The 26360-nt window shown below is 52.6% G+C and carries 28 protein-coding genes; 12 read left to right on the forward strand and 16 right to left on the reverse strand.

The genetic code is table 11. The features are described from left to right. Positions 1 to 16 precede the first annotated feature (16 nt). The 3 genes from J2125_RS20860 to J2125_RS20870 all read left to right on the forward strand — a co-directional run bounded on the left by J2125_RS20860 (position 17) and on the right by J2125_RS20870 (position 4485). Positions 17 to 1552: a glucan biosynthesis protein G gene (locus tag J2125_RS20860; protein ID WP_198510898.1), complete on the forward strand. Its 1536-nt coding sequence runs from the start codon at positions 17 to 19 to the stop codon at positions 1550 to 1552. Continuing rightward, positions 1545 to 4115 (forward strand): glucans biosynthesis glucosyltransferase MdoH, encoded by a 2571-nt coding sequence (gene mdoH, locus J2125_RS20865; RefSeq protein WP_017801832.1) that lies wholly within the window; start codon positions 1545 to 1547, stop codon positions 4113 to 4115. The genes J2125_RS20860 and mdoH overlap by 8 nt, the downstream gene beginning before the upstream one ends. A 127-nt stretch (positions 4116 to 4242) precedes the next feature. Beyond that, complete coding sequence (locus J2125_RS20870) at positions 4243 to 4485, forward strand: YceK/YidQ family lipoprotein (RefSeq protein ID WP_017801833.1); 243 nt, start codon at positions 4243 to 4245, stop codon at positions 4483 to 4485. On the opposite strand, the gene J2125_RS20875 is transcribed toward J2125_RS20870, so the two are convergent. Then, entirely contained in the window at positions 4486 to 4899 is a 414-nt protein-coding gene (locus J2125_RS20875; protein WP_017801834.1) for a MysB family protein, read from the reverse strand. A 309-nt stretch (positions 4900 to 5208) separates the two neighbouring features. Here J2125_RS20875 and J2125_RS20880 point away from each other — a divergent pair, with 309 nt between their 5' ends. Next, positions 5209 to 5403, forward strand: coding sequence for a hypothetical protein (locus tag J2125_RS20880; protein ID WP_017801835.1), 195 nt, complete (start codon positions 5209 to 5211; stop codon positions 5401 to 5403). 33 nt (positions 5404 to 5436) lie between these two features. On the opposite strand, the gene mdtG is transcribed toward J2125_RS20880, so the two are convergent. From mdtG to J2125_RS20895, 3 genes are all read right to left on the reverse strand, one after another. After that, a complete protein-coding gene (gene mdtG / locus J2125_RS20885) occupies positions 5437 to 6654 on the reverse strand; it encodes a multidrug efflux MFS transporter MdtG (protein WP_017801836.1) in 1218 nt (405 codons plus the stop codon). A 143-nt stretch (positions 6655 to 6797) separates the two neighbouring features. Further along, complete coding sequence (locus J2125_RS20890) at positions 6798 to 7718, reverse strand: Kdo(2)-lipid IV(A) acyltransferase (RefSeq protein WP_017801837.1); 921 nt, start codon at positions 7716 to 7718, stop codon at positions 6798 to 6800. A gap of 184 nt (positions 7719 to 7902) precedes the next feature. Beyond that, positions 7903 to 8997 carry an NADH:flavin oxidoreductase/NADH oxidase gene (locus J2125_RS20895; protein ID WP_017801838.1) on the reverse strand — a complete coding sequence of 365 codons (1095 nt, stop codon included), beginning with the start codon at positions 8995 to 8997 and terminating at the stop codon, positions 7903 to 7905. Positions 8998 to 9193: 196 nt separating this feature from the next. Here J2125_RS20895 and trhO point away from each other — a divergent pair, with 196 nt between their 5' ends. Continuing rightward, entirely contained in the window at positions 9194 to 10243 is a 1050-nt protein-coding gene (gene trhO / locus J2125_RS20900; RefSeq protein WP_209499536.1) for an oxygen-dependent tRNA uridine(34) hydroxylase TrhO, read from the forward strand. Between the two features lie 98 nt (positions 10244 to 10341). On the opposite strand, the gene J2125_RS20905 is transcribed toward trhO, so the two are convergent. Beyond that, positions 10342 to 10911, reverse strand: a complete 570-nt coding sequence (locus J2125_RS20905) for a YceI family protein (protein WP_026111799.1) — start codon at positions 10909 to 10911, stop codon at positions 10342 to 10344. A gap of 25 nt (positions 10912 to 10936) precedes the next feature. After that, a complete protein-coding gene (locus J2125_RS20910; RefSeq protein ID WP_017801841.1) occupies positions 10937 to 11491 on the reverse strand; it encodes a cytochrome b in 555 nt (184 codons plus the stop codon). 560 nt (positions 11492 to 12051) lie between these two features. Here J2125_RS20910 and proP point away from each other — a divergent pair. After that, the gene (gene proP, locus J2125_RS20915; protein ID WP_017801842.1) at positions 12052 to 13530 is read left to right on the forward strand and encodes a glycine betaine/L-proline transporter ProP; all 1479 of its coding nucleotides are present in this window, start codon (positions 12052 to 12054) and stop codon (positions 13528 to 13530) included. A 225-nt stretch (positions 13531 to 13755) separates the two neighbouring features. On the opposite strand, the gene solA is transcribed toward proP, so the two are convergent. The 8 genes from solA to mdtH all read right to left on the reverse strand — a co-directional run bounded on the left by solA (position 13756) and on the right by mdtH (position 20240). Next, positions 13756 to 14871 carry an N-methyl-L-tryptophan oxidase gene (gene solA / locus J2125_RS20920; protein ID WP_017801843.1) on the reverse strand — a complete coding sequence of 372 codons (1116 nt, stop codon included), beginning with the start codon at positions 14869 to 14871 and terminating at the stop codon, positions 13756 to 13758. 108 nt (positions 14872 to 14979) lie between these two features. Further along, positions 14980 to 15234, reverse strand: coding sequence for a biofilm formation regulator BssS (gene bssS / locus J2125_RS20925; protein WP_017801844.1), 255 nt, complete (start codon positions 15232 to 15234; stop codon positions 14980 to 14982). 222 nt (positions 15235 to 15456) lie between these two features. Next, positions 15457 to 15732, reverse strand: coding sequence for a hypothetical protein (locus tag J2125_RS20930; RefSeq protein WP_017801845.1), 276 nt, complete (start codon positions 15730 to 15732; stop codon positions 15457 to 15459). A gap of 308 nt (positions 15733 to 16040) precedes the next feature. Beyond that, a complete protein-coding gene (dinI, locus tag J2125_RS20935) occupies positions 16041 to 16286 on the reverse strand; it encodes a DNA damage-inducible protein I (RefSeq protein ID WP_017801846.1) in 246 nt (81 codons plus the stop codon). 93 nt (positions 16287 to 16379) lie between these two features. Next, entirely contained in the window at positions 16380 to 17426 is a 1047-nt protein-coding gene (gene pyrC / locus J2125_RS20940) for a dihydroorotase (protein ID WP_017801847.1), read from the reverse strand. A gap of 136 nt (positions 17427 to 17562) precedes the next feature. Then, on the reverse strand, positions 17563 to 18126 hold the full coding sequence (locus J2125_RS20945) for a lipoprotein (protein ID WP_017801848.1): 564 nt from the start codon (positions 18124 to 18126) through the stop codon (positions 17563 to 17565). 158 nt (positions 18127 to 18284) lie between these two features. Next, on the reverse strand, positions 18285 to 18932 hold the full coding sequence (gene grxB, locus J2125_RS20950) for a glutaredoxin 2 (protein WP_017801849.1): 648 nt from the start codon (positions 18930 to 18932) through the stop codon (positions 18285 to 18287). Between the two features lie 102 nt (positions 18933 to 19034). Beyond that, entirely contained in the window at positions 19035 to 20240 is a 1206-nt protein-coding gene (gene mdtH, locus J2125_RS20955; protein WP_017801850.1) for a multidrug efflux MFS transporter MdtH, read from the reverse strand. A 310-nt stretch (positions 20241 to 20550) separates the two neighbouring features. Between mdtH and rimJ the strand changes: the two genes are divergently transcribed. The 6 genes from rimJ (at position 20551) to murJ (ending at position 25430) form a co-directional block, all read left to right on the forward strand. Further along, positions 20551 to 21147, forward strand: coding sequence for a ribosomal protein S5-alanine N-acetyltransferase (gene rimJ / locus J2125_RS20960; protein ID WP_017801851.1), 597 nt, complete (start codon positions 20551 to 20553; stop codon positions 21145 to 21147). Positions 21148 to 21216: 69 nt separating this feature from the next. Further along, positions 21217 to 21717 carry a DUF2778 domain-containing protein gene (locus tag J2125_RS20965; RefSeq protein ID WP_241763960.1) on the forward strand — a complete coding sequence of 167 codons (501 nt, stop codon included), beginning with the start codon at positions 21217 to 21219 and terminating at the stop codon, positions 21715 to 21717. Continuing rightward, the gene (locus J2125_RS20970) at positions 21717 to 21953 is read left to right on the forward strand and encodes a hypothetical protein (RefSeq protein WP_017801853.1); all 237 of its coding nucleotides are present in this window, start codon (positions 21717 to 21719) and stop codon (positions 21951 to 21953) included. Before J2125_RS20965 ends, J2125_RS20970 begins: the two co-directional genes overlap by 1 nt. Before the next feature lie 211 nt (positions 21954 to 22164). Next, positions 22165 to 22833 carry a DUF480 domain-containing protein gene (locus J2125_RS20975; protein ID WP_051050831.1) on the forward strand — a complete coding sequence of 223 codons (669 nt, stop codon included), beginning with the start codon at positions 22165 to 22167 and terminating at the stop codon, positions 22831 to 22833. Between the two features lies 1 nt (position 22834). Next, on the forward strand, positions 22835 to 23761 hold the full coding sequence (locus J2125_RS20980; RefSeq protein ID WP_017801855.1) for a Gfo/Idh/MocA family protein: 927 nt from the start codon (positions 22835 to 22837) through the stop codon (positions 23759 to 23761). Between the two features lie 130 nt (positions 23762 to 23891). After that, complete coding sequence (gene murJ / locus J2125_RS20985) at positions 23892 to 25430, forward strand: murein biosynthesis integral membrane protein MurJ (RefSeq protein ID WP_017801856.1); 1539 nt, start codon at positions 23892 to 23894, stop codon at positions 25428 to 25430. 93 nt (positions 25431 to 25523) lie between these two features. On the opposite strand, the gene J2125_RS20990 is transcribed toward murJ, so the two are convergent. After that, positions 25524 to 25955, reverse strand: a complete 432-nt coding sequence (locus tag J2125_RS20990) for a flagella synthesis protein FlgN (protein ID WP_017801857.1) — start codon at positions 25953 to 25955, stop codon at positions 25524 to 25526. A gap of 5 nt (positions 25956 to 25960) precedes the next feature. Continuing rightward, the gene (flgM, locus tag J2125_RS20995; protein ID WP_017801858.1) at positions 25961 to 26269 is read right to left on the reverse strand and encodes a flagellar biosynthesis anti-sigma factor FlgM; all 309 of its coding nucleotides are present in this window, start codon (positions 26267 to 26269) and stop codon (positions 25961 to 25963) included. Positions 26270 to 26360: the final 91 nt, after the last annotated feature.

The following is a 26360-nucleotide window of genomic DNA, read 5'->3' on the forward strand; positions in this document are numbered from 1 at the left end:
GAAAAATAAACCGAAACTGATGAAGATGCGCGTAATCGGCGCGGCAGTTTTGCTCTCGCTGTATGCAAGCTCCAGCTGGGCTTTCAGCATCGATGATGTGGCGAAACAGGCGCAGGATTTAGCCGGAAAAGGCTTTGAAGCGCCCAAAAGCAATTTGCCTTCACAGTTGCGCGATATGAAATTTGCTGATTATCAGCAGATTCAGTTTAACCATGATAAAGCGTACTGGAGCAAGCTGAAAACCCCGTTCAAGCTTGAGTTCTACCATCAGGGTATGTATTTCGATACGCCGGTGAAACTGAACGAAGTTACCGCGTCCACCGTTCGTGAGATTAAATATAATCCCGACTATTTTAATTTTGGTAATGTTAAGCACGATCCGGAAACCGTAAAAAATCTCGGTTATGCCGGTTTTAAAGTGCTTTACCCGCTTAACAGCAAAGATAAAAACGACGAAATCAGCAGCTTCTTAGGCGCCAGCTATTTCCGGGTGATCGGTGGCGATCAGGTTTATGGTCTCTCTGCCCGTGGTCTGGCGATCGATACCGCCTTACCGTCCGGTGAAGAGTTCCCGCGCTTTAAAGAGTACTGGATTGAGCGACCAAAACCGCAGGACAAGCGTTTGGTAATCTATGCGCTGCTGGATTCTCCACGCGCGGCCGGTGCTTACCGTTTTGTCATCACTCCGGGTAAAGAGTCGGTGGTTGACGTGCAGTCGAAGATTTATCTGCGCGACAAAGTCGGCAAGCTGGGCGTGGCACCGCTGACCAGTATGTTCCTGTTTGGACCGAATCAGCCTTCTCCGATGGTGAATTACCGTCCGGCACTGCATGATTCTAACGGTCTGTCGATTCACGCCGGTAACGGTGAGTGGATCTGGCGTCCGTTGAATAATCCGAAGCACCTCGCGGTCAGTACCTTTACCGTCGAGAATCCGAAAGGCTTTGGCCTGCTGCAACGTGGCCGTGACTTCGCGCAGTATCAGGATCTGGATGACCGCTACGATCAGCGCCCAAGTGGCTGGATCGAAACCCAGGGTAACTGGGGTAAAGGCCGTGTCGAGCTGGTAGAAATTCCTACTGCGGATGAAACCAACGATAATATCGTCGCTTTCTGGACCCCGGAATCGCTGCCGGAGCCGGGTAAAGAGATGAATTTCAACTACCGTCTGCACTTTACCCGTGACGAAAGCAAGCTGCACTCGCCGGAAACGGCTTATGTGAAGAGCACGCTGCGTTCTACCGGCGATGTGAAACAGTCGAATCTGGTGCGTCAGCCGGACGGCACCGTCGCCTTTGTGGTGGACTTTGTCGGCCCGGATATGAGCAAGATGCCGGCTGATTCCGCAGTTACCCCGCAGGTTAGCGTGGGTGAAAACGGTGAAGTGGTCGAACAGAGCGTGCGTTATAACACCGTCACCAAAGGCTGGCGTTTAGTGTTGCGTCTGCGTGTGAAAGATAACAAACAGCCAACCGAAATGCGTGCTGCACTGGTGAATGGTGATAAGCCGCTGACGGAAACCTGGAGCTATCAGTTGCCTGCCAATGAATAAGTCTACCGTAACCCCTGCTGATTACATCGACTTGCTGCCTCTTTCCGCTGAGCGGAAAGAGGCGCTTCAGCATGCTCTGCCCGCTGCGGGCGAGAATGAAGAAGTTTACAGCAAGCTTCATCACCAACTGGGCGGGGATGGCCCGGTTGAAACGCGTCCTGATGACGCGCCGCTGGAGTCGGTAAAAGCCCGTATTGAAATGGCGTGGCCTGACTCTGTTGCCGGTGGTGAACAATTCGATAAAGATTATTTAGATCGCACCACGCTGAAAGCGACGCCGCCGGTTAAGCGCTCGCTGATGTTTCCTGAAGCCTGGCGCACCAACCCGGTCGCCCGTGCATGGGATTCGTTGCGTGGCCGTAAAACCACTCATCGCTATGCCAGTGCGGAAGAGCAGAAAACCGAGGATAAATGGCGTCATGTGGGTTCGATTCGCCGTTATATCCTGCTGCTGTTAACTTTAGCGCAGACGGTGGTCGCCACCTGGTATATGAAAACCATCCTGCCGTATCAGGGCTGGGCGCTGATCGATCCGATGGAGATGATCAACCAGAACTGGCAGCAGTCGGTACTGCAGATTCTGCCGTATGTATTGCAGACCGGGATCCTGTTCCTGTTCGCGATTCTGTTCTGTTGGGTCTCGGCCGGTTTCTGGACCGCGCTGATGGGCTTCCTGCAGCTGCTGATTGGCCGCGATAAGTACAGTATTTCTTATCTGAGTCACCGGGACGAACCGATCGAGATTAATCCCGAGCATCGCACCGCGCTGATTATGCCGATCTGTAACGAAGACGTTGAACGGGTGTTTGCCGGTCTGCGCGCTACCTGGGAATCGGTGGTGCGTACCGGTGAACAGGCTAACTTTGACGTTTACGTGCTGAGCGACAGCTATGATGCGGATATCGCCATGGCGGAGCAGAAAGCCTGGATGGAGCTGGTGCGTGATGTCGGTGGTGAGGGCAAGATTTTCTATCGTCGCCGTCGCCGCCGTGTGAAACGTAAAAGCGGTAACATCGATGACTTCTGTCGCCGTTGGGGCAGTCAGTACAGCTATATGGTGGTGCTGGATGCGGACAGCGTGATGAGCGGTGAATGTCTTACCGGTCTGGTGCGCATGATGGAAGCTAACCCTAACGCCGGTATTATCCAGTCTTCGCCGAAAGCATCCGGTATGGATACGCTGTATGCGCGTTGTCAGCAGTTTGCCACCCGGGTTTACGGGCCGCTGTTTACCGCGGGTCTGCACTTCTGGCAGCTGGGTGAGTCACACTACTGGGGGCATAACGCCATCATCCGTGTGAAGCCGTTTATCGAGCACTGTGCGCTGGCGCCGCTGCCAGGCGAAGGCTCGTTCGCCGGTTCTATCCTGTCGCATGACTTCGTTGAAGCGGCGCTGATGCGTCGTGCGGGTTGGGGCGTGTGGATTGCCTACGATCTGCCGGGTTCTTATGAAGAGCTGCCGCCAAACCTGCTGGATGAGCTGAAACGCGACCGTCGCTGGTGTCACGGTAACCTGATGAACTTCCGTCTGTTCCTGGTTAAAGGGATGCATCCGGTTCACCGTGCGGTGTTCCTGACAGGCGTAATGTCCTATCTCTCTGCGCCGTTGTGGTTTATGTTCCTTGCGCTCTCCACTGCATTGCAGGTAGTGCATACGCTGATGGAACCGCAATACTTCCTGCAGCCGCGACAGCTGTTCCCGGTCTGGCCGCAGTGGCGTCCTGAACTGGCGATTGCGCTGTTCTCCACCACGCTGATCCTGCTGTTCCTGCCGAAGCTGCTGAGTGTGATATTGATCATCTGCAAAGGGGCCAAAGCGTACGGCGGTGCGATTCGCCTGTTCTGCTCGCTGCTGCTGGAGATGCTGTTCTCAGTGCTGCTGGCACCGGTGCGTATGCTGTTCCACACCGTGTTTGTGGTCAGCGCATTCCTTGGCTGGGAAGTGGTATGGAACTCACCACAACGTGATGATGATGCGACGCCATGGAGCGAAGCCTTCGCCCGTCACGGTTCGCAGCTGCTGCTGGGTGTGGTGTGGGCCGTCGGCATGGGCTGGCTGGATCTGAACTTCCTGTGGTGGTTAGCGCCGATTGTGTTCTCACTGATTCTGTCACCGTTTGTCTCGGTGTTCTCCAGTCGCGCTACGCTGGGACTTGGCTCGAAACGCGCCAGACTGTTCCTGATCCCGGAAGAGTATGATCCGCCGAAAGAGCTGCTGGACACTGAGGCTTATCTGCAACTGAATCGCGAACGCGCGCTGAAGCACGGCTTTATGCATGCACTGTTCCATCCATCGTTCAATGCGCTGGCCAGCGCGCTGGCGACATCACGTCACCTGAAGAGCGATATTCTGGAATATGCGCGCGATCGTCGTGTAGAGCAGGCGCTGAGTGATTCGCCTGCTAAACTCAGCCGCGATCAGCGTCTGAACTTGCTGAGCGATCCGGTGACGCTGGCGCGTCTGCACTACAGACTGTGGCAGAACGCCGATAAGTATCATGACTGGGTTGAGCAGTATCAGAAATTACAGCTTAATCCACTGGCGATACAGTCAGTGAAATAAAGCGAAAGGCGGCAGAAATGCCGCCTTTTTTGTTTTACGCTTAATTTACAGATAATTTGCATATCACACCGGACGTTGATGCTCAATGCGCATTAGAATAAGCGCCCATTTATCATACGAGAATAAAATGATCGCTAAATCTGGCCGACTGCTGCTGCTTGCTGGCTGTATGCTCTGTTTAACCGGCTGCGGCAGTATTATCAGCAGAACAGTATCAGGGCAGGGGCATGGTAATCAGTACTATCCTGGCGTGCAATGGGATGTGCGTGACACCCCATGGCGCTTTCTGACGATTATCGACCTGCCGCTTTCGCTGGTGGTCGATACGCTGCTGTTGCCGGTGGATATCAATCATGGGCCATACGAGTAATTAACGCTCGTCAGCACCATACTGGTTATCGGAGTCAGTGTTATCATCTTCCCACTCATCGGCAGCGGCCTGACCTTCTTCGCTGTCCAGTGGCGGCTCCAGCTGGAATTCACCTTCATCCCATTCATGCAGCGTGTTTTCTGACTGCCACTCCTGACGCAATTCAATCTCATCAAAATCGCCATCAAAAATCGCCTGCGCCGCTTCGCCGCTACTGACCGGCAGGCATTCACCGCTATCGCCTTCATCGGTGAAAAACTCAGCCTGCCACATAATATCGCCATCGCGCATCACATACTTTTGCAGATTGAACTGGCTTACCGCCGCTTCGTCTTCACTGATGTCCGGGTTATCCGCCAGATACACTTCACGCGCGTTTTCGATAGCCTCTTCCAGTGTTGAGAACAATGACATACTTCACTCCTTACCTGAGAAACGTTGTTTTTAGACAAGGATAGTCGAAGATTGCCAAGGTAAAAGGCGGCGAGGTAAAAAAATTAGTGTTGATCGATCAGTGCGTTATCAGTCATTTTTTCTTACAGGTTATGACGGGTCGTTGCCCGGTACTGGCGCGGTCACGCATCAGCTGCCTGCGCGACCCGCAGCAGCCATGAGCTGCTTAATCAACTGATACTATTGCACTTTCGGATTTTTACCTAAGCGATCTTCCCATACAATAAGTGATGATATTATTATTAAACAAAATTGTTGAGGGTATTAACGATGGACTATATGAAGGAATCTGCTTACCACCATGTTGAAGAGACTCAGTCAACCGTGACCATTACCCGCAAGCAGGGGACAGGTTGTGAGCATTTTAAGAAAATCGTTGAGCAGGTACTGGCTGAACACCTTGATGCTATCACCCATATCGACAGCGAAAGCGGCAGCTATGACAAGGTGATTATCCTGAAATAGTTCCAGGGGGCGGTCTGCCCCCGGCGCCGTGTGCTATGGCGCGCCCGGTCTGCGGCGCTGACGCCAGATCACCCATGAGTAAATTGCGTTAAACAGTACCACCGCGGCGGTAACCAGAAATACCGCGCGAAATCCCCAGCTGGCGGAGACGGCTGCACCCATCAGCGGGCCGCTGACATTGCCGATATCACGAAAAGACTGGTTATAACTGAAGATCCTGCCGGCAATCTGGTTGCTGGAGTTATAGATCAGCAGGGTTTGCACTGCGGGGAGCAGCGCGCCGTCCGCTGCGCCGAGCATAAAACGCAATATGCCCAGCTGTAACGGTGACTGCACAAATGACATCGGGATTAAAATCAGCACTGAAACGATCAGCATAAAAATCAGAATCCGCTCCGGACCGATACGGTCGCCCAGCTGCCCCAGCCGCGGGGCGCTTATCAGTGCCGCCACGCCGGGAACCGACGCAATCAGTCCACTGATAAATGCCAGATTCTGAGTATGTCCGGCCAGTTCACGCACATAGAGCGTCAGAATCGGCGCGATCGAGCCGGTGGCGACCTGGATAATCATGGTGGTGATAAACAGCGCCAGTACCAGACGGGGATTTTTTAGCGAGGAAAATACCTGACGCAGGTGCAGTAAATCCTTTTTCTGTACCGGGGTAAAGGATTCGCGGATGCAGTACTGGGTGATAATAAAGCAGAGAAACAGCAGGCCAGCAGTAATATAAAATACCGGACGTAAGCCAAAATTATCCGCCAGCAGGCCGCCAATCAGTGGCCCGATCAGCGCGCCGCTCACCGCACCGGTCGACAGGGTGCCCAGCGCCCAGCCGCTCTTATTGCGTGGCACCTGGGTGGCAATCAGCGCATTGGCGTTTGGCACAAAACCACCGAGCAGCCCCAGCACCGCACGCAGCGCCAGAAACTGCCAGATATTAGTGGCCAGTCCCATCAGTATCATCACCACCGACATGCCAAGCGCTGAGCGCAGCAGCATGATTTTGCGTCCTTTACGATCGGCCAGCCCGCCCCAGAAAGGTGAGGCAATCGCCGAAAACAGAAACGTGATACTGAAGACCAGGCCCGACCACATATTAAGTTGTTGCGGGTCGGTGACGCCAAGCAGCTCGACATACAGGGGAAGAAAGGGCATAACCAGACTAAACGCCATGCCGGTCAGAAAACATCCCAGCCAGGCAACATACAGATTGCGCTTCCAGTTAATCGGTACTTCGTCCGCAGACATAGACCTGTCTTCCCTCAGGATGGCTAAATAGTTAGCAAGATAATCATATTAGCGTTCAGGCGGTTAGATACAACTGTTATTTTTATGTTAACAAATTTGCCTGGCGGCATTTGTGCGGGTGGGAGCCGATAACGGCTCCCCTACTAATAAAGTGGCGCTTCCCCTTCCGGGCGCGTTTTAAAGCGGCGATGGAGCCACATATATTGCTCCGGCGCCATCAGCACCCCTTCTTCTACTACCTGATTCATGCGTGCGGCGGTGGCAGCTTCATCTTCCAGTGGCATATCGGTTACGTCCGGTAAAATGATCAGCTCATAACCTTTGCCGTGCGGCAAACGACGCGGCACAAACGGGATCACCGCCGGTTTACCGCTGCGGATCAGCAGATAGCTGCCTTTGGTGGTGGCCGCTTTATCCACGCCGAAAAACGGCACAAACACGCTGCTGCGCGGGCCATAGTCGTGATCGGGCGCATACCAGATAATATCGCCATTTTTCAGTGCGCGGATCATCCCTTTCAGATCGCGGCGATCCAGCATGCCTTTATTGGAACGCATACGTCCCCAGGTTTGCAGCCAGTCGATCAATTTATTGTTGTTAGGTCGGTAAACGCCAATACCCGGATTATGGATGCCAAAAATACGCGCGCCCAGCTCCAGCGTCAGAAAGTGCATGCCGATTAACAGCACCCCTTTGTTTTTTTGCTGCGCATGGGCGATATGTTCCAGACCGCTGACGGCAAACCAGCGTTTAATGCGCCAGTCTGGCCAGAACCACGCCATACCGGTCTCCAGCAACCCCATGCCGACGGATTCAAAGTTGCGCACGACCATTGCTTCGCGCTCCGCGTTCGGCATGGCAGGAAAACTCAGTTCCAGATTACGGCGCGCGACATAAACGCGTTGTTTAAGAAAACGCATCGATAAGCGTCCCAGGCCGCAGCCGAGATAGTACAGCACCGGGTAGGGCAGTAAGACGATTAAATACAGCCATCCCACGCCGAACCACATTAACCAGTAACGAGGATGTAATAATTCGCGAGAAAAGTGTGGCAACTGAGTCATATTCTTCCAGCTTAAATTTTATGAACCACTATTATGACGTTCATCGATTCCGTTGATTATGGCCTATTGTGCCATTTATTGGCGACCAACTGAAATAAGTGGCTATTAATGTAAGCTTTGTGGTCAAAAACAGGGCTGATCGGCGGGAGAAATTGCCTGCGAGAAGATATCGCAGGCAGAGTGGTTATGACTTAAACAATCCTTTAACTTCATGCGGCTCGGAACGCCAGTATTGTGGCGGCGCGCTGACTTTGGCGCCAAGCTGCGCGGCGGCATGCCATGGCCAGCGTGGATCATAGAGCATGGCGCGCGCCAGCGCGATAGCGTCGGCCTGGCCCTCCTGCAATATCGCCTCGGCCTGTTCTGGCTGGGTAATCAGACCGACGGCAATCACCGGTATCGCCACCTGTTGTTTAATAGCCTGCGCAAAAGGTACCTGATAGCCCGCACCGATGCTGATTTTTTGCTGTGGTGACAATCCGCCGCTGGAAACATGGATATAGTCACAACCCAGCGCCTCCAGTGCTTTACTCAGCGCAATCGACTGCGGCAAATCCCAGCCGCCATCCACCCAGTCCGTGGCGGAAATACGCACGCCCACCGCTTTGTGGGCCGGTAAGACCTGGCGAACCTCGTGGAAAATCTCCAGCACGATGCGCATACGGTTTTCCAGTGAACCACCATAGTTGTCATCGCGCTGGTTAGCGAGCGGTGACAGGAACTGATGCAACAGATATCCATGCGCCGCGTGGATCTCAATCAGATCCAGTCCAAGGCGGTCAGCGCGGATGGCGCTGTCGATAAAAGCCTGTTTCACCGCAGCGATACCGCTTTGCGAGAGCGCTTCAGGCGGATTATCGCTGCTGTTAAATGGAAGCGCTGAGGGGGCGTGGGTTTGCCAGCCGCCCTGATCGGCAGGCACAAAGTGACCGCCACGCCATGGAACCTCAGTCGAAGCCTTACGCCCGGCATGACCGAGCTGAATGCCGATCGGCATCGCGCTGTATTTTTTTACATCCTCAATCACTGCCGCCAGCGCCTGCTCGGTAGCATCGTCCCACAACCCCAAATCCTGCGCGGTAATACGCCCCGCAGCTTCGACCGCGGCCGCTTCCAGAATCAACAGCCCGGCGCCCGATAGCGCGAGGTGACCTAAATGGATACGGTGCCAGGCGGTCGCGTTGCCCTGTTCAGCAGAATACTGGCACATCGGTGCAATCACGATGCGGTTCTCCAGCGCTAACTGGCCTATTTTCATCGGGGTAAACAGCAGACTCATCAGGTTTCTCCATCTTATTCACGTTAGTGAAAGTAAGCACGCTAAGTGATTGCCGGTCAAGTCAGGAAGTGCGGTGGTGAAAGGATAGCCACTGTTGCGCCAGGTAACAAAGTCCGCCGGGCGTTAGCAATTTGCGCTGAATCAGGTATGATATCGCCGCTAAAATTTCTCTCTGTTGCTTACAGGAACGTACACCATGCCAGTGTTACATAACCTCGTTTCCAATGAAGAGCTGAAGGCGCGCATGCTGGCCGAAAGCGAACCGCGCACCACAGTCTCTTTTTATAAATATTTCCATATTGCCGATGCAAAAGCGTTCCGTGATGCGCTTTATCTGGCATTTACCCGCCTGAAAGTATTTGGCCGCGTCTACGTTGCTGCGGAAGGGATTAACGCGCAAATCAGTGTGCCGCAAAGTCTTTACCCGCAAATGAAAGAGATGCTGTATGCCTTTGATCCGGCGCTGAACAATCTGCGGATGAATATCGCCCTCGACGATGACGGTAAATCCTTCTGGGTGCTGCGTCTGAAAGTGCGCGATCGGATTGTGGCGGACGGGATTACGGATGACAGTTTTGATGCCAGTGATGTTGGCGCTTATCTGAAAGCGGCGGAAGTCAACGCCATGCTTGACGATCCCGATGCACTGTTTGTCGATATGCGTAACCACTATGAATATGAAGTGGGCCATTTCGACCAGGCGCTGGAGATTCCGGCCGATACGTTCCGCGATCAGCTGCCGATGGCGGTGGATATGTTGCAGAGCGAAAAAGATAAAAAAATCGTCATGTACTGCACCGGCGGGATCCGTTGTGAGAAAGCCAGCGCCTGGATGCGGCATAACGGCTTTGAAAATGTTTATCATATTGAAGGCGGCATTATTGAGTATGCCCGTCGTGCGCGTGAGCAGGGTTTACCGGTACGGTTTAAAGGTAAAAACTTTGTCTTTGATGAGCGAATGGGTGAGCGTATTTCCGACGATGTGATTGCGCATTGCCATCAGTGCGGCGCGGCCTGTGATACGCACGTCAATTGTAAAAATGACGGCTGTCATCTGCTGTTTATTCAGTGCCCGAGCTGTGCTGAGAAGTTTAAAGATTGTTGTAGTCCGATCTGTATGGAAGAGCTGGCGCTGTCGCCGGAAGAGCAGCGCGCGCGTCGTGCCGGACGCGAAAACGGCAATAAGATATTTAATAAGTCTCGTGGCGCATTAAACACCACCCTGAAAATTCCTTCACCGGAATAGGGGGGGCGTTTGAACGGGAGCCGATAACGGCTCCCCTACAGTGTGTCAGATATTCTGCAGGGGCGGCGTTTTTGCCGCCCGTAGTTAGCAGAAGCCGATTACTGGCGAATACCTTCGACGGAGATCATCAGCTGAACTTCCTGTGAAGCCGGACCCAGGTCGGTAGTGATATTAAAGTCTTTTAACGCAATCTTGCCTTCCGCTTCAAAACCTGCACGCACGCCACCCCATGGATCTTTACCCTGACCCATCAGTTTCGCTTCCAGCGTTACCGGTTTGGTCACACCATTCAGCGTCAGATTGCCGGTAATATCCAGCTCATCGCCCTCTTTTTTCACGCCGGTAGAGACAAAAGTCGCCTGCGGGAATTTCGCCACATTAAGGAATTCTGCGCTACGCAGATGCTTGTCACGCTCGGCGTGGTTGGTATCGACGCTGTTGGTATTGATGGTGACATTCACTTTATCGGCAGCCGGATTGGCTTCATCAAAAGTGAAAGCGCCGTCAAAGTCCTTAAAGGTGCCGTACAGCCAGCTGTAACCCAGATGCTGAATGCGGAACTGGACAAAAGCATGCTGACCCTGTTTATCAATTTTGTAGTCAGCCGCGACGGCGGTACCGGTACTTAAAATCAGTGCCGCCGCTAATCCTGCTATGCTCTTCTTCAACATGGTAGTTCTCCATTTACAAAGGTTAATCGATGCGATGACCCAGCATCCGTTTCAATGTGATATCACGGTCGATAAAGTGGTGTTTCAGTGCAGCAAGGCCATGAAGTACGGAGATAATCACCACGCTCCATGCCAGATAAAGATGAATATCGCCAGCCAGATCCGCCTGCTGCGCATTCCCGGCGAAGGTTGCCGGCACGGCGATCAAACCGAACACCTCAATCGGTTTGCCCTCGGCGGTAGAGATCAGGTAGCCGGTAAACAGAATGGCGAACAGCAGCAGATAAAGCAGCAAGTGTGCGGCGATGGCGCTGATACGCACCAGACGCGAGTAGCTGCTAAGGGGTTTGGGGGGTGGCGAGACAAAACGCCAGATTAGCCGCAAAATCATCACTGCAAACAGCACCATACCGATGCTTTTATGCAGTTCCGGCGCCTGGTGGTACCAGTTGTCGTAGTAGCCGAGCGTAACCATCCACAGCCCCAGCGCAAACATGCCGTAAACGGCCAGCGCCACCAGCCAGTGCAAGGTAATCGAGAGCCAGCCAAAGCGGGTCGGCGTATTTCTGAATGGCATGATTCAGCTTCCCAAAATTCACAATTAGCAACGAGACTGAACAACTGGAAATCAAAAATCAACAGTTTGTTTACCGCAGGAACAAATTAGCTAATCTTGTTGATTTAATTTGAATAACAAGCCGTTGTTGAGTTCAGAATTATCGTAAAACTGCTGTCCTGGTTTCCGTTAGTAAGCTTAGCGTTACGCTGTGAGATGCCTTATGAGCAGTCTCTTTGATTATTACTTATTTCTAAATATTTGAATGAACATTCAGTTAATGTCAGCGGAGTGTTATTTAATGTAAATTTCACACTCTGTTTTCACCCTCAGTGGGGGGAGGGTAGATTGGCTGTGATTGTGTAAATATCCAGCGAATGACGCCAGAAATTTGAAAAAATCCCCTATTTTGTATAAATTAAAGAAATGTAAATCAAACTCACTTTATGTGTTCAGCATAAAGAATCTGCATATCACCGCTGCGTTATAGCTTTCTTCCCCTTAGCTTACCCAGTTCATCGCGACAGGCGACGAAAGCTATGATGCTGTGAAATTGGTCACGTTATCTTTGAGAGAACGATATGAACGATTCATCAGCTAAAGATGGCCAGAAGAAGCATTTCTGGAACAAAAAAGGCAAAAAAGAGCTTACCTATGACGATATCACTATCGTTGACAAGGATATGCTGAAGCGCGCCGTGGGTGCCGCAGCACTGGGTAACGCCATGGAGTGGTTCGATTTCGGCGTGTACAGCTTTCTCGCCGTGACACTGGGTAAAGTCTTCTTCCCCGGTGGCAGCCCGGCTGCACAGCTGCTGGCGACCTTTGGCGCCTTTGCGGCCGCCTTCCTGGTGCGACCGATTGGTGGACTGGTATTTGGACCGCTCGGTGACCGTATCGGCCGTCAGAAAGTGCTGGCGATCACCATGATTATGATGTCGATTGGCACCTTCTGTATCGGCATTATTCCCGGCTATGCCACCATCGGCATTATGGCGCCGGTGCTGCTGCTGGCGGCACGTCTGTTGCAGGGCTTCTCGACTGGCGGTGAGTACGGCGGGGCGGCAACCTTTATCGCAGAGTATTCCACTGATAAGCGGCGTGGTTTTATGGGCAGCTGGCTGGAGTTCGGTACGCTTGGCGGCTATCTGCTTGGCGCTGGCCTGGTCACCGGCCTGACGGCGGCGATGTCGACCGAGGATCTGCTTAACTGGGGCTGGCGTATTCCGTTCTTTATTGCCGCACCACTGGGTCTGTTTGGCCTCTATATCCGTCTGAAACTGGAAGAGACTCCCGCGTTCCAGAAGCATATGGAAAAACAGGAACAGCTGGAGCACAGCAAGCCGCAAATGGGTATCTGGCAGATGCTGAAAAAGTATCGCGGCCAGATGCTGAAGTGTATTGGTCTGGTGCTGCTGTTTAACGTATCCAACTATATGCTGACGTCCTATATGCCCAGCTACCTGACCGGTATCCTTGGCCTGAGCGAACTCAGTGGCCTGATGCTGATTATGGTGGTGATGTTTGTGATGATGCCGCTGACGCTGTTCTCCGGCCACTGGAATGACCGTCTCGGCCATCGTCCGGTGATTGCAATGGGGGCGATTGGTATTCTGGTGCTGGCGATCCCGTGTCTGATGCTGATCGGTACCGGTAATCTGGTGCTGGTGTTCCTTGGCTTGCTGATTCTGGGTGTGGTGCATACCTGCTTTAGCGGCACCATGCCTTCCGCGCTGCCGGCGCTGTTTGCCACGGATATCCGTTACAGCGCACTGGCGATTGGTTTTAACCTGTCGGTCTCGCTGTTTGGCGGCACCACGCCACTGATCACCACCTGGCTGGTAGAGCGTTCACATAACCTGATGATGCCGGCTTACTATCTGATGGGCGCGGCGGTGATTGGCCTGATCACCGTATTCTTTATGCGGGAAACCGCCAGTAAACCGCTGCATGGTTCTGCTCCGGCGGTCGGTTCGGCAGCGGAAGCGCATAGCCTGATTAACAAACTTAAGCGTCGTCGGCAGAAAGAGAAAGAAGCGGCCGCGGTCACGAAGTCATAGCGGTAATAATGCCGCCAGCCCGAAGGCAGGCGGCATTATTAATCAATAAACCTGGGCGAGGGATGAAATGATAATTAATTACCGTCTTATTGTTTGTGCAGCAATTCGCGCACAGTCGGCTTATGGTTTAGTCAGGGAAATATTATCCGTGGAATTATCACCTGCCTGAGGGTTTAAACCACAATTTTATTGTGCCTAAACCCGTAAAATAGCCTGAGGGGAATATTATTTAAAACGCGATAGGGCAAAAGGCGTTAAATCGAATTCAGATGGCTTGCCACAAGCAAACTGTGCGGCAATTTCCCCTAAAACGCTGGCAAATTTAAATCCATGGCCACTTAATCCGCTAATCACTAACCGGGTGGGCTGACCGGGCAGGGTATCAATAATAAAATCTTCATCCGGCGAGTTATCATAAGTGCAGGCGGCGCCATGCAGGCAGACGCCAACGCCCGGCAGGAAACTGCGCATAAAATTAAATACTTCACTACCATCTTCCGCACAGCTGCCAAACGGCAGGCGCTGTTCGGGACGGTCAATCGCTTGTCCGCCCTGATGTTTACCCACCTTTAGCGCATTGTTATCGGCAGGAAAGCCGTAGTATTGCAGGCCATCGCTCATTTCAACGGTAAAGGCCGGAAACTTATTGTTTTCACTATAACGGCCATCGGCCTGATGCCAGGAGAACACTTTACGTACCGGTGTTACCGGCAGTTCCGGACACAGCGCTTTAACCCAGGTTCCGGCGCTGATCAGCATTTTGCGTCCGCGGAAACGGCCATCAGCGGTATTGACGATATCAAAACCGCCTTCTTTTTCAATGCTATGCACCGCACAGTTAAACAACTGCGCACATCCTGCTTTTTCCGCCAGCGCTATCCAGCTGCGAACCGCCACTTCAGACTTCAGGTAACCGGAATGCGGTTCAAATACGCCGAGGTAGCCGTCCGGTACGGTAAACAGCGGCCAGCGTTTGCGGACTTCATCTGCCTGCAATACCTGAATATCCAGCGAAAATTCCCGGGCGCTGTCGATCACATTATTAATAAATTCAGAGGCCATCGGGGCAAGATTCAGCACGCCGCTACGCTGCATAATGCGTTCGCCACTCAGTGTTTCCAGCTGGTCCCACAGTTTTTGCGCGCGCAGCACCAGCGGCACATAGCGCGCCCCTTCACCGTAAGCGTGGCGGATTAAGCGGCTTTCACCATGATGGCTGCCCTGCGTATGTGGCGGATGTGCGCCGTCGATCATCAATACCTTCAGACCCGCCTGCGTGGCATAAAAACCTGCGGCGGCGCCTACGGAACCACTGCCCACAACGATTAAATCGTAAACCATCTATCCGGCACTCCTTACAGCTGTAATCGATTTCATCAGAATAGCAAAAACCTGGCGGCAATAAAAAGGCACCCGCATTGGGTGCCTCAAAGGATACATAGCATAAAATTAATGCTTTTTGTAATCACGATCCTGGTATTCAGTTGCTTCTATCTTCGCGATGCCAGCTTCTAAAATGGAAATAAACTGTCTGGCAACATCAGTGGTTAACCAATAGGTCTGTCCCACTTCAGCTTCATCGGCGGGTTGCTCACCCGATGAAAGCGAATGCAGACGCAGCATCATGGCGTCATAGCTGTCTACAGTGCTGATATCCCATCCAACCAGGGGATGTGTTTGGATTACATCTTTGTTTCTGTCCATTATAACCCCCTTATTACTCGCGAAAACGAAGTGATTTATCGAGGTTCCAATGCGGCTTTTTTTTCATAGAGCGAGTTAATTATAACAGCTTATTTAGCATTGATGGGGTGAAAAGTGTGCAAATAGTAAAATGAGTGTTGGTCGGAAAATATTCAGCGGGAAGGGTTAATTATGTTTATCAGCACAAGAAATAAAAACTCCCGCCATTGCGGGAGAATTTTATCAGGCTGTTGCGTCCGGCTGGGCTTTTACCAGTCCGTTGCGCTTTTCCAGCTCCCCGGCGAGGCGGTCGAAATGCTGCTGCATTCCCTCATCATGGTTCTGGTTTTGTGCTTCCAGACGCAAACTATGAATCAGCAACTGGTTCGATTTTTCGTCCAGACAAAAAGACAGATAGGAAAAGGCATTTTCCAGTACCGATAAGCGGCGCTGTTGATCGCTGATCAACGCCAGCAACTCACCAAAGGTCATCGCCTCTTCTGGTTTCTCTGCAGTCATGGGTAACACCTCCTGTAAAGCATGACAGGCGCAAGAATATGCCATCATCAGATAACAGTCTATACCCGCTCAGCGGGGATGCAGCACAACTCACCGCGTTTTGCGTGCTAAATGAACAAAATTGCAGGGTTATGCTGACTGCAGAGGGGGTTATGGCATAAATCGCGGTAAAGCGGGCGTTGGGGCGAGAGAAAATAAAAAAACCGGATGGCGACACCCGGCAATAAACCCTTCATCCATAAAGTTCGCAGCACGGGCGGCATAAATAACCGCCCTGCACATGCAGGGAAGCCATTAATGGCGCCCGTTTAATCGGTGATAAACCAGTCGTCTGCGCTTTCCCATGTCTCTTGCAGAATATCGCTGATGAGATCTTTTTGTTCTTTTCCGCTGCCCAGCACGCTGAGATTATTCGCGCTGGCATAGCGCACCGATACGCGGTTGTCCGATTCCGGAAACTGCTTATCGATACGTTTAGTGAGTTCCTGCGTCAGCGCTTCAAGCGCACCAGCGGGAAGGGTAGTGGTTTTTGCAACAGTGACTTCTACACGCATGAGAGCCTCCGATAAGTATACTGTATATTTATACAGTTATGCGTTAACGGAAGCAACATAAAAATGGAAAAGTTGACGCTTTCCGGCGTGAAATCAGAGTTCGACTGACCAGTTCAGCGTTTCACCGGCAAGGAAAGGCACCAGCGTATCGTCGCCAAGCGGGATGTTTTCGCTAACGGTATAAGGTTTACGCACCAGTTTAATTTTACCTTCATTCAGCGGCAGGCCATAGAAACGCGGACCGTTTTCTGAGCAGAAAGCTTCCAGGTGTTGCAGCGCATTCATCTCTTCGAATACGGTGGCGTAGGCTGGCAGCGCAGTTGGCGCATTAAACACTCCGGCGCAGCCACAGCTGGCTTCTTTACGCTGACGGCTGTGTGGCGCGGTGTCGGTGCCGAGGAAAAAGCGCGGGTTACCGCTGGCGATAACCTGGCGCAGCGCATCCTGATGCACATTGCGTTTCAGAATCGGCAGGCAGTAGAGATGGGGACGGACGCCGCCCACCAGCATATGGTTACGGTTAAACATCAGATGCTGCGGCGTAATGGTGGCGCCAAGGTAGTTATTCCCTTCGCTGACATAGGCGGCGGCTTCTTTGGTGGTGATATGTTCAAACACCACTTTCAGCTCCGGGAACTGCTGACGCAGCGGATCCATCACGTTTTCGATAAAGCGCGCTTCTCGATCAAAAATATCGATATGGGCGTCAGTCACTTCGCCGTGGATCAGCAATGGCATGCCGATTTTCTGCATGCGTTCCAGCACTGTCGCGATAGCGGCAATATTGGTGACGCCATGGCTGGAGTTGGTGGTGGCGTGCGCCGGGTAGAGTTTGGCGGCGGTAAATACCCCTTCGGCGAAACCTTTTTCTACTTCATCAGGGTCCAGCGAGTCGGTCAGGTAGCAGGTCATCAGCGGCTGGAAATCATGTCCGGCTGGCAGCGCTGCCAGAATACGCTGGCGATAGGCAATAGCGCTGGTGACGCTGGTGACCGGCGGCACCAGATTCGGCATAACAATCGCGCGACCGCACACCGCGCTGGTAAAGGGCAGCACGGCCTGTAGCATCTCATCATCACGCAGATGGATATGCCAGTCGTCAGGGCGGCGAATGAGTAATTGCTGGGGTTGTGCAGTCATCAGTTATGCTCCGGCTTGGAAGGGAATTTATCGGGTGGTTTTAGCCGGGTACTAAGGATAGGGATAAAAGCAACCGATTGCACTTGCTTTATGACGCCAGATTAAAAAAAGCCCCCGTTCTCACGAGGGCGGCAGCTTAGTCGGTAAACGGGATCACCAGTTCGCCGGGTTTGACCTCTAAACCTTTGGCAAACTTCTTCGCCAGCGACTCAGCTTTGCTGCGGTCGCTGCTCAGCACATAAGCCGGTTTCTGATCAAAATAGCTTTTCAGCGACTGATCCAGATACGGCGTCAGGGTTTTCAGTACTGACTGCATTTTTTCCGGCTGCACCTGGGCATCAACAATTTGCAAATCCTTCAGGAAGATCGCGCCCTGCTGCTGGTCAAATACTGGCTGGGCTTTCATCGTCAGCTTCATATCTGCTTTTTGTGGGCCAAATAGTGAGGTGATATCGACTTTCGCCGTGCCGGTAAGGGTAACTTTATTCGGTTCTTCACGGCCTATCTGGCTGCTGAGATCGGTCAGCACGATATGCGCATCCGCCAGGCCGGCGACGCCAATCTGTTTCTCATAATTATTATGCTTTTGCAGGGCGTCATTGACTTCCTGCTCACTGATGCTGTACTGCGTCAATTGATTACAGCCGGCAAGCAGGCCGACGAAAATCAGGGCAATCAGCCCGGGAAATACCTTTTTCATTACTGTCCTCGGTTTTTGTCATCACGCAAACTCGTGCATAGCTTGCCCCAGCCGGGCGCCAGAGTCACCAGGAGTTCACCGAAAGCCGTGAAGAAATGGGCAAGGAAATGTGCGGGGGAACAGCTGAACCGGTCAGATTCAGCTGTGGAGGCAGGGAATCAGATAGCGACAGATGAGAGCAGGTTAACCTGCGTCTGTTTGGCCATATTGTCGCGGTACTCCGCAACCCGCGTCGGGTAGTCAATGCCGGCGACCAGTGACAGCGAGCGCAACAGCGGGAACAGATGAATGTCATCTTCCGACAGCTCACCATTTACTGCATTGGGCTTCACAATCAGTTTATCCAGCTGGCGCAAATCATCGCTGACCTTTTTAATCAGTCCGGCGGAGTGCTGTTCCAGCTCATCAAAGCTGCCGATGCTGGCCTCTTTTTTATTTTTAAAATAACTACGTGCCTGCGGAGTGGCGAATTCAGCAAAAGGCGCTTTTGCCATGCGCGGCAACAGCAGCTTATTAACGTATTCGTTAACGTGGCGCAGCCAGGTGCTGATGGCGGGATTGGTCTGGCCGGTCAGCAGCGGTTCACGATCTTTTTTATCGATAAAGTACACGATGTCCATGCTTTCCGGCATGCAGCTGCCATCTTCTTTCTGCAGGATTGGCGCCATCTTCTGACCAATCAGTCGCTTTGGCGTCTCCTCATCATCGTTGAGCATCACCACCAGTTCGATTGGTAAGTTTTTCAGGCCGAAAATCATGCGTGCTTTGACGCAGAATGGGCAGTGTTCATAGATATACAGTTTCATCGGACTTTCTCCTTAAGCACCGCTGGCGGCTAATGCTGCCAGCAATGTTTTGAATGTATTAAAGAAGTATGGGTCAGATTAGGGGAGAGGGCAAACCAACGGTTAACTGCCGCTGAGGATCACCGGCGCTACGCTGCGAGGGTTGAACTGCCACCAAAGCGCAATAAGTGTAATGAAACCAATGACGCCGAGCAGTAACCATGGCAGTGCTGGCATGGCTAAATCCTGGCCGATATCAAACATCCAGCCGCCGCCGCTGTAGCCCAGCGCGCCACCCAGCGCCAGACCTAAGCGACTGAAGCCCATATAGCTGCCGCGGGCACGCGCGTTCGCCAGTGACGCGCTCAGGGTTTCACGCGCCGGTTCGGCAATAATTGAGCCGATATAGAATGTGCAGATCAGCATAAATACCTGCTGCAGGGTGCTGGCCAGCCCGACCGGGATCAGGCTCAAGGTCATTATCAGCAATCCGGCCATCAGGCGCTGCTCCAGGCGAAAGTGCTTTTCGCTCCAGCGCGCCAGCGGATAAAGCAAGGTAAGCGACAGCGTTGCCTCTATTGCATACATCCATTTCACCGCCTGCGGCGCGCCGGCGATCTGATTGACCACAATCGGCAGCATCAGCATCACCTGTACCGCCAGCGCATAGTAACCGGTCAGCGTCAGTACATAGATACAAAAGCGCCGATCTTTCAGCACCCGCGCCATGCCTTCACGCATCGGGGTGCGTACCGTCGAGATACGCCATGCCGGCAGCAGCAACGCATTAAACAGCGCCGCCAGCACAAATACTGCCGCGCCAGCCCAGCACACCAGACGGAAATCATATGCCAGCAGCCAGCTGCCGATCAGCGCGCCAGTCACTGCACCAGCGCTGTCCTGCATCATCAGCAGCGAGAAAAAGCGCCCACGCTGTTGCGGCCGAATCAGTTTAACCACCAGCGCGGTGCGCGGCGGATCAAACAGCGTGCCGCCCAGTCCTGAGAGTAAACACGAGAGCCACAGCACCCAGGGATCATGGGCCAGCGCCATACTGGAGAAACCGGCGGCGCGCAGCAGCATACCGGTGATAATCATCGGTTTCGCGCCAAAACGGTCGGCGATAGCACCGCCAAAAATGCCGAGTCCCTGCTGCACCAGCTGTCGCAGGCCAAGGGCAATCCCCACCAGCAGTGCGGCCCAGCCCAGCTGGTCGACAAAATGGATCGAGATCAAAGGAAAGACGACAAAAAAACCCAACACCACCAGCATGTTGTCTAATAACAGAAAATATTTACCGAGGCATCGTGCCCGCGCGACCCGAGACATGCTTGTTCCTGCATAAAGAGAGAGGGAAAACCTTCCAGTTGGTCTATTTTCCTCCTAAGTTGCTGGTTTTCACAGCAAATACCGTATGATATTTTTTTATCATCATGGTGCAATAAGTGCGCTTTTATGACTGCCGCAGGCAGAAAAAGCGCCGGCCTGTAATGTGGTGTTTTACCCAGAGAGGAGATGACGGTTATAGTAAATGCTGGTTGGCGCGAAATGGCCGCTGGCGCCGGTGTTGTAGCCCGGAAACGCCGTCGTCTGATGTTCAATCAATTTCTTTTATCGGCGATGGAATTCAGGAGAGAAGATGTTTGGCTATCGTTCTGCTGCACCGAAAGTGCGCCTGACAACCGACAGATTAGTGGTACGTCTTGTCCACGAACGTGACGCCTGGCGGCTGGCTGATTATTACGCACAAAACCGTGCCTTTTTAAAACCCTGGGAGCCGGTTCGTGACGAAAGTCACTGCTATCCTTCCGGCTGGCAGGCGCGGCTGGGTCTGATTGCCGATATGCATAAGCAAGGCAGCGCGTTCTATTTCATTATTATGGATCCGGAAGAGACTGAAGTGCGTGGCGTGGCTAACTTCAGCAATGTACTGCGTGGCTCTTTCCATGCCTGCTATCTTGGCTATTCGTTAGGGGAAAAATGGCAGGGGCAGGGCATGATGTTTGAAGCGTTGCAGGCGGCGATTCGCTATATGCAGCGACAGCAACGGATACATCGCATTATGGCCAACTATATGCCGCACAATGCCCGCAGCGGCGGCCTGTTGCAGCGTCTCGGTTTTGAGAAAGAGGGCTATGCCAAAGATTACCTGTTAATTGACGGTCGCTGGCAGGATCATGTGTTAACCGCTTTAACCACCCAGGATTGGACGCCGGATCGCCGCGGACAACAGTAAAAGAGGTTTTGTGATAACGGCACTTTGAATGGCAGGTTCATTTTGTTAGCATAAGAAACCCTTAACTATATGGATATTGTTATGAGTGCTTTATCTTGCCGTCTTTTGCTGACCAGGCGTGAATTTGCTCAGTTAGACTGCCCCTCGCTGGGAAGTTTTCGGGTTTTTACTGGTCAAAAGGAGGGCAGAAATAATCCTGATAAAATGGGCGTGCCAGATATTGGCCCAATCCCAAGAGGTCGGTATTTCATTGTTGAAAGACCAGTAGGGGGCAGGCTTGGCCCAATTAAAGAGTCATTTCTGAAGCGTGTCTATGGTACAGATCGTTCTGAGTGGTTTGGTTTGTATCGCGATGATGGGAAAATTGACGATTACACCTGGCTACAAGGTATAAAACGTGGCAACTTTCGACTACACCCTATTGGCCCCCTTGGGATATCGGAAGGCTGTATTACCTTTGCCTCATCTGCGCAATATAGCATTATGAAAGACAGACTTTTGAGAGATGGTGCTAATTTAAATATTCCCGGTAGCCAGCTGAAAGCTTATGGAACAATAAAGGTATACTAATGAAAAAAATAATTATCTTGATGTTTTTTTTTGCGGGGCTGTTTTTTTGTATAATTAAATCTGTTGCTGTGATTGTACCTGTTGATTTTACATACGCTGCTGCTAAGTTTTTTGGCATTAATGGCGATGAGAAAATCTATGATTTCTTGATTTATTTTAATTTAATGATTTCATTTGTTTTATCGGCATTGTTGACGGTTTTTGTGTATTTTATATGGTCACGAAAAAAAATATAACCATTAGCCTGGTGTACAAAATCATATTGCTGAGTCGGTATTTACGCTTTGTGTGAAAGGTTGAGATTTAATTGCCGAGAACTTAGTAAAGTTAGCCTCGCATTTTTGCGGGGCTTTTTTACATCGATTATTGGTAAAACATGGTGTAAAACATACCGTGATAATGGATTTTATACCAGATATAATTACACTAACTCAAAGAGTCAACTCTATGTTTTCAAAAGGTTTTAGGGGAATTATCTTCACACCTGTCGAGGCGCGCGTTGTTGGCTGCCTGCTTGAGAAGCAGGTTACGACTCCCGACCAGTATCCGATGTCGCTCAATGGCGTGGTCTCCGCCTGTAATCAAAAATCCAACCGTGATCCGGTTATGTCGCTGAGTGAAAGCGCCGTGCAGGAGTCGCTCGATCTGCTGGTGCGGAAGCATCAGCTCAGTACCCTGAGCGGCTTTGGTAATCGGGTGGTGAAATATGAGCAGCGTTTTTGTAATTCAGCATTCGGTAACCTGAAACTCAGCAGCGCCGAGGTGGCGCTGGTGACCAGCCTGCTGCTGCGCGGACCGCAAACGCCGGGCGAATTACGTACCCGCAGTGGCCGTATGCATGAGTTTAGCGAGATGGCTGAAGTGGAGCAGGCGCTGGAAAATCTGCAAAACCGTGAAGATGGTCCATTTGTGGTGCGGCTGGCGCGTGAGCCGGGCAAACGCGAAAGCCGTTTTATGCATCTGTTTAGCGGCGAAGTGAATGAGCTTGATTTTGCCGATTCTGCACCATCTGCCAGCGACAACAGCGAACTGGAGCAGCGGGTAACGCTGCTGGAAGCGGAAGTGGCCAGCCTGAAACAGCAGCTTGCGACGCTGTCAGCCGAAAAAGGAGCCTGAGATGACCAGACCATTGCGGATTGGCGTAGTGGGTTTAGGCGGCATTGCGCAGAAAGCCTGGCTGCCCGTTGTCAGTAAAACCGACGGCTGGATATTAGCCGGGGCATTCTCGCCGAACCAGCAAAAAGCACAGATCATTTGTGACAGCTATCGCATGCCCTGTTTTTCCGCTCTGCAACCACTGGCTGAACAGTGTGATGCGGTATTTGTCCACAGCAGCACTGCAACACACTTTGCGATCGTCGGTGAACTGCTGCGCGCCGGTGTCGATGTCTGTGTGGATAAACCGCTGGCCGCCACGCTGAGTGAAGCTGAACAACTGGTCGAACTGGCGCATAAACGTGGACGCAAGCTGATGGTGGCGTTTAACCGGCGCTTTGCACCTCGCTATCTGCAACTGCGCGACAGTATGGTAAATCCCGCGTCGATCCGCATGGATAAGCACCGCAGCGACAGCGTTGGCCCGCACGATTTACGCTTTACGCTGCTGGACGACTATTTGCATGTGGTTGACACCGCGCTGTGGCTGGGCGGCGGTGCGGGCAGTCTGCGCCACGGCAGTTTACAAACCAATGAGGCGGGCGAGATGCTGTATGCCGAGCACCATTTCACTGTCGGCCAGACCCAGGTGACCACCAGTATGCACCGGCGCGCAGGTAGCCAGCGTGAATCGGTGATCGCGGTGTGTGACAGCAGTGTTTATCAGATTAATGATATGCGCGACTGGCAGCAGGAAACCGCCGGGAAGCTGCTGATGGATCCGATTCCGGGCTGGCAGACTACGCTGGCGCAGCGCGGATTCGAAGGCGCGGCGCACCATTTTATCGCCTGCGTGCAAAATCAGACTGCGCCGCAAACCTCGGGCGAGCAGGCGCTGCTGGCGCAGCGTGTGGTGGAAAAAATGTGGCGCGACGCGGATAAGGAATAATCTGTTGTAACAAAGCGTTGTGGTTATTTCCCGCTATATCCGTAGACTACCCGCTGTTTATCCGGCGAGCGTGCTCTCGCCCCCCGGGATCACTCCACGGACTCTCTTATTTCAGGAAGCGCAGTAAACCATGAATTTGTTGAAATCTCTGGCTGCGGTCAGCTCGATGACCCTGTTTTCGCGTGTGCTGGGCTTTGCCCGCGATGCCATCGTGGCGCGCGTATTTGGCGCCGGAATGGCGACTGACGCCTTTTTTGTCGCCTTTAAGCTGCCTAATTTGCTGCGTCGCATCTTTGCCGAAGGCGCATTTTCGCAGGCATTTGTGCCAATTCTGGCGGAATATAAAAGTAAGCAGGGCGAAGAGGCGACAAAGGTGTTTGTCGCCTATGTTTCCGGGTTACTGACGCTGGTACTGGCGATTGTCACCTTTATCGGCATGATCGCCGCACCCTGGGTGATTATGGTGACTGCGCCGGGCTTTGCGGATACCGCCGACAAGTTTGCCTTAACCTCTTCGCTGCTGCGCATCACCTTTCCCTATATTTTGCTGATTTCGGTGGCGTCACTGGCCGGGGCGATCCTTAATACCTGGAACCGCTTTTCAGTACCGGCGTTTGCGCCGACCTTACTGAATGTCAGTATGATCGGTTTTGCGCTGTTTGCCGCACCGCACTTTAATCCACCGGTGCTGGCACTGGCCTGGGCGGTGGTGGTCGGCGGGGTGTTGCAGCTCGGATATCAGCTGCCGCACCTGAAGAAAATCGGCATGCTGGTGATGCCGCGCCTGAATCTGAAAGATGCGGGGGTCTGGCGCGTGATGCGTCAGATGGGGCCAGCAATCCTTGGGGTTTCTGTCAGCCAGATCTCGCTGATTATCAACACGATTTTTGCCTCGTTTCTGGTCTCCGGTTCGGTGTCATGGATGTATTATGCCGACCGTCTGATGGAGTTTCCGTCGGGAGTATTAGGCGTGGCGCTGGGCACTATCCTGCTGCCGTCGCTGGCGAAAAGTTTTTCCAGTGGCAACCATGATGAGTATTCACGTCTGATGGACTGGGGGCTGCGCCTCTGTTTCTTACTGGCTCTGCCGAGCGCTGTGGCGCTGGGCATTCTGGCCAAACCGCTGACGGTGGCGCTGTTTCAGTACGGTAAATTCACCGCTTTTGACGCCGCCATGACGCAGCGTGCGCTGGTGGCTTATTCGGTCGGGCTGATGGGCTTGATTGTGGTGAAGGTGCTGGCACCAGGTTTTTACTCGCGTCAGGATATTAAAACGCCAGTGAAAATCGCCATTGTTTGTCTGATTATGACCCAGCTCATGAACCTGGCGTTTATTGGTCCGCTAAAGCATGCCGGACTGGCGCTGTCGATTGGCCTGGCGGCCTGTCTTAATGCGGCGCTGCTTTACTGGCAGTTACGTAAACAGAAAATCTTCCAGCCGCTGCCGGGTTGGTTTAGTTTCCTGTTGCGTCTGTTTATTGCGGTGATAGTGATGGCGGCGGCGCTGGTGGCAATGAATATGGTGATGCCGGACTGGGATGTCGGCAATATGGCATATCGCCTGCTGCGTCTGGCCGGGGTTTGTGCGGTTGGCGGCGGCACTTATTTCCTGATGCTGGGCATTATGGGCTTTCGTCCGCGTGATTTCGCCCGTCGTACCGTGGCATAGATTATTGATGTTGTGCATGAGAAAGGGCGGCGAGAACGCCGCCCCTACGCCTGCAAAACCACAGGGGCGGCGTTTTCGCCACCCGCCTCAATATCAGACTTTACGGCTGGCGAATGCGCCTGATTTAGTCTGTCCGTCCGGGCCATAGAATGGCTGACTGACCTGCGGTTTCAGCACCGAGAGCGCCTGCTCATTATATTCAATTTGCAGGTTGAGCAGCATGCCACTGTGGCGATTGGTGTTGTGCAGCCTGGCGGTCTGTTTCTGAATCATTTCCCAACGACGCGCCAGATCCGGCTGAGTCGGGTAGGGCGCCTGCAGGCCCAGACGTTTTTCCGCCTGATTACGCATACCATCAAGATAGTTGACAGTATTCAGCAACGAGCTTTTATCTTCAGTAATTCGCTGGAGTAAGTTACTGTTGATCCGACCGGCAGAGAGTTGCTGCTGCTCGGCATCCATGACTTCCGTCAGCGACGAAAGCACTTCCTGCATTTTATCCAGCGCGGTCAGTAAGCTATTCATTGCAATTAATTACCCTGTAAGTAGTCTTTCGTTTCCTGAATCAGTGCATCGGCAATTTTGCCGCTGTCCATTTTCAGTTCGCCGTTACGGATGGCGGTTTTCAGTTGTTCAACGCGTGCGGTATTAATGTCCTGACTGCCCGGTTGCATCAGCTGTGACTGTGCGCTGCTCAGTTTTACCTGAGTGGCGGTAGTGCTGGCTGCGGTAGTGGCAGTCGTTTCGCTCTGGCGCACTTTGCTGCCGGAAGCGTCATTGTTTTCACGTTGCTGGACAGTGGCAACGGGTTTCATTGGCTGGGTTCTGTCGATACTCATAATCTGGCTCCTGCAAGTTCGAGCGATGAATGATCAAATAGTAATATATTGCTTAATTCCACTATCGGCAGAAAAGCAGGCAGCTTTAGTG

The sequence above is a fragment of the Winslowiella toletana genome (genome assembly GCF_017875465.1).
In the GTDB taxonomy this organism is placed as follows: domain Bacteria; phylum Pseudomonadota; class Gammaproteobacteria; order Enterobacterales; family Enterobacteriaceae; genus Erwinia; species Erwinia toletana.

What these genes read in the sequence shown, in the direction of transcription:
- rimJ (WP_017801851.1), top strand. Translation starts at nt 20,551, where the DNA reads ATGTTTGGCTATCGTTCTGCTGCACCGAAAGTGCGCCTGACAACCGAC.
- dinI (WP_017801846.1), bottom strand. Translation starts at nt 16,286, where the DNA reads ATGCGTGTAGAAGTCACTGTTGCAAAAACCACTACCCTTCCCGCTGGT.
- J2125_RS20910 (WP_017801841.1), bottom strand. Translation starts at nt 11,491, where the DNA reads ATGCCATTCAGAAATACGCCGACCCGCTTTGGCTGGCTCTCGATTACC.
- bssS (WP_017801844.1), bottom strand. Translation starts at nt 15,234, where the DNA reads ATGGACAGAAACAAAGATGTAATCCAAACACATCCCCTGGTTGGATGG.
- J2125_RS20875 (WP_017801834.1), bottom strand. Translation starts at nt 4,899, where the DNA reads ATGTCATTGTTCTCAACACTGGAAGAGGCTATCGAAAACGCGCGTGAA.
- grxB (WP_017801849.1), bottom strand. Translation starts at nt 18,932, where the DNA reads ATGAAACTGTATATCTATGAACACTGCCCATTCTGCGTCAAAGCACGC.
- J2125_RS20990 (WP_017801857.1), bottom strand. Translation starts at nt 25,955, where the DNA reads ATGAATAGCTTACTGACCGCGCTGGATAAAATGCAGGAAGTGCTTTCG.
- J2125_RS20975 (WP_051050831.1), top strand. Translation starts at nt 22,165, where the DNA reads ATGTTTTCAAAAGGTTTTAGGGGAATTATCTTCACACCTGTCGAGGCG.
- solA (WP_017801843.1), bottom strand. Translation starts at nt 14,871, where the DNA reads ATGGTTTACGATTTAATCGTTGTGGGCAGTGGTTCCGTAGGCGCCGCC.
- mdtH (WP_017801850.1), bottom strand. Translation starts at nt 20,240, where the DNA reads ATGTCTCGGGTCGCGCGGGCACGATGCCTCGGTAAATATTTTCTGTTA.
- J2125_RS20880 (WP_017801835.1), top strand. Translation starts at nt 5,209, where the DNA reads ATGGACTATATGAAGGAATCTGCTTACCACCATGTTGAAGAGACTCAG.
- trhO (WP_209499536.1), top strand. Translation starts at nt 9,194, where the DNA reads ATGCCAGTGTTACATAACCTCGTTTCCAATGAAGAGCTGAAGGCGCGC.
- flgM (WP_017801858.1), bottom strand. Translation starts at nt 26,269, where the DNA reads ATGAGTATCGACAGAACCCAGCCAATGAAACCCGTTGCCACTGTCCAG.
- mdoH (WP_017801832.1), top strand. Translation starts at nt 1,545, where the DNA reads ATGAATAAGTCTACCGTAACCCCTGCTGATTACATCGACTTGCTGCCT.
- J2125_RS20895 (WP_017801838.1), bottom strand. Translation starts at nt 8,997, where the DNA reads ATGAGTCTGCTGTTTACCCCGATGAAAATAGGCCAGTTAGCGCTGGAG.
- pyrC (WP_017801847.1), bottom strand. Translation starts at nt 17,426, where the DNA reads ATGACTGCACAACCCCAGCAATTACTCATTCGCCGCCCTGACGACTGG.
- J2125_RS20870 (WP_017801833.1), top strand. Translation starts at nt 4,243, where the DNA reads ATGATCGCTAAATCTGGCCGACTGCTGCTGCTTGCTGGCTGTATGCTC.
- murJ (WP_017801856.1), top strand. Translation starts at nt 23,892, where the DNA reads ATGAATTTGTTGAAATCTCTGGCTGCGGTCAGCTCGATGACCCTGTTT.
- J2125_RS20930 (WP_017801845.1), bottom strand. Translation starts at nt 15,732, where the DNA reads ATGACTGCAGAGAAACCAGAAGAGGCGATGACCTTTGGTGAGTTGCTG.
- proP (WP_017801842.1), top strand. Translation starts at nt 12,052, where the DNA reads ATGAACGATTCATCAGCTAAAGATGGCCAGAAGAAGCATTTCTGGAAC.
- J2125_RS20965 (WP_241763960.1), top strand. Translation starts at nt 21,217, where the DNA reads ATGGATATTGTTATGAGTGCTTTATCTTGCCGTCTTTTGCTGACCAGG.
- mdtG (WP_017801836.1), bottom strand. Translation starts at nt 6,654, where the DNA reads ATGTCTGCGGACGAAGTACCGATTAACTGGAAGCGCAATCTGTATGTT.
- J2125_RS20945 (WP_017801848.1), bottom strand. Translation starts at nt 18,126, where the DNA reads ATGAAAAAGGTATTTCCCGGGCTGATTGCCCTGATTTTCGTCGGCCTG.
- J2125_RS20970 (WP_017801853.1), top strand. Translation starts at nt 21,717, where the DNA reads ATGAAAAAAATAATTATCTTGATGTTTTTTTTTGCGGGGCTGTTTTTT.
- J2125_RS20890 (WP_017801837.1), bottom strand. Translation starts at nt 7,718, where the DNA reads ATGACTCAGTTGCCACACTTTTCTCGCGAATTATTACATCCTCGTTAC.
- J2125_RS20980 (WP_017801855.1), top strand. Translation starts at nt 22,835, where the DNA reads ATGACCAGACCATTGCGGATTGGCGTAGTGGGTTTAGGCGGCATTGCG.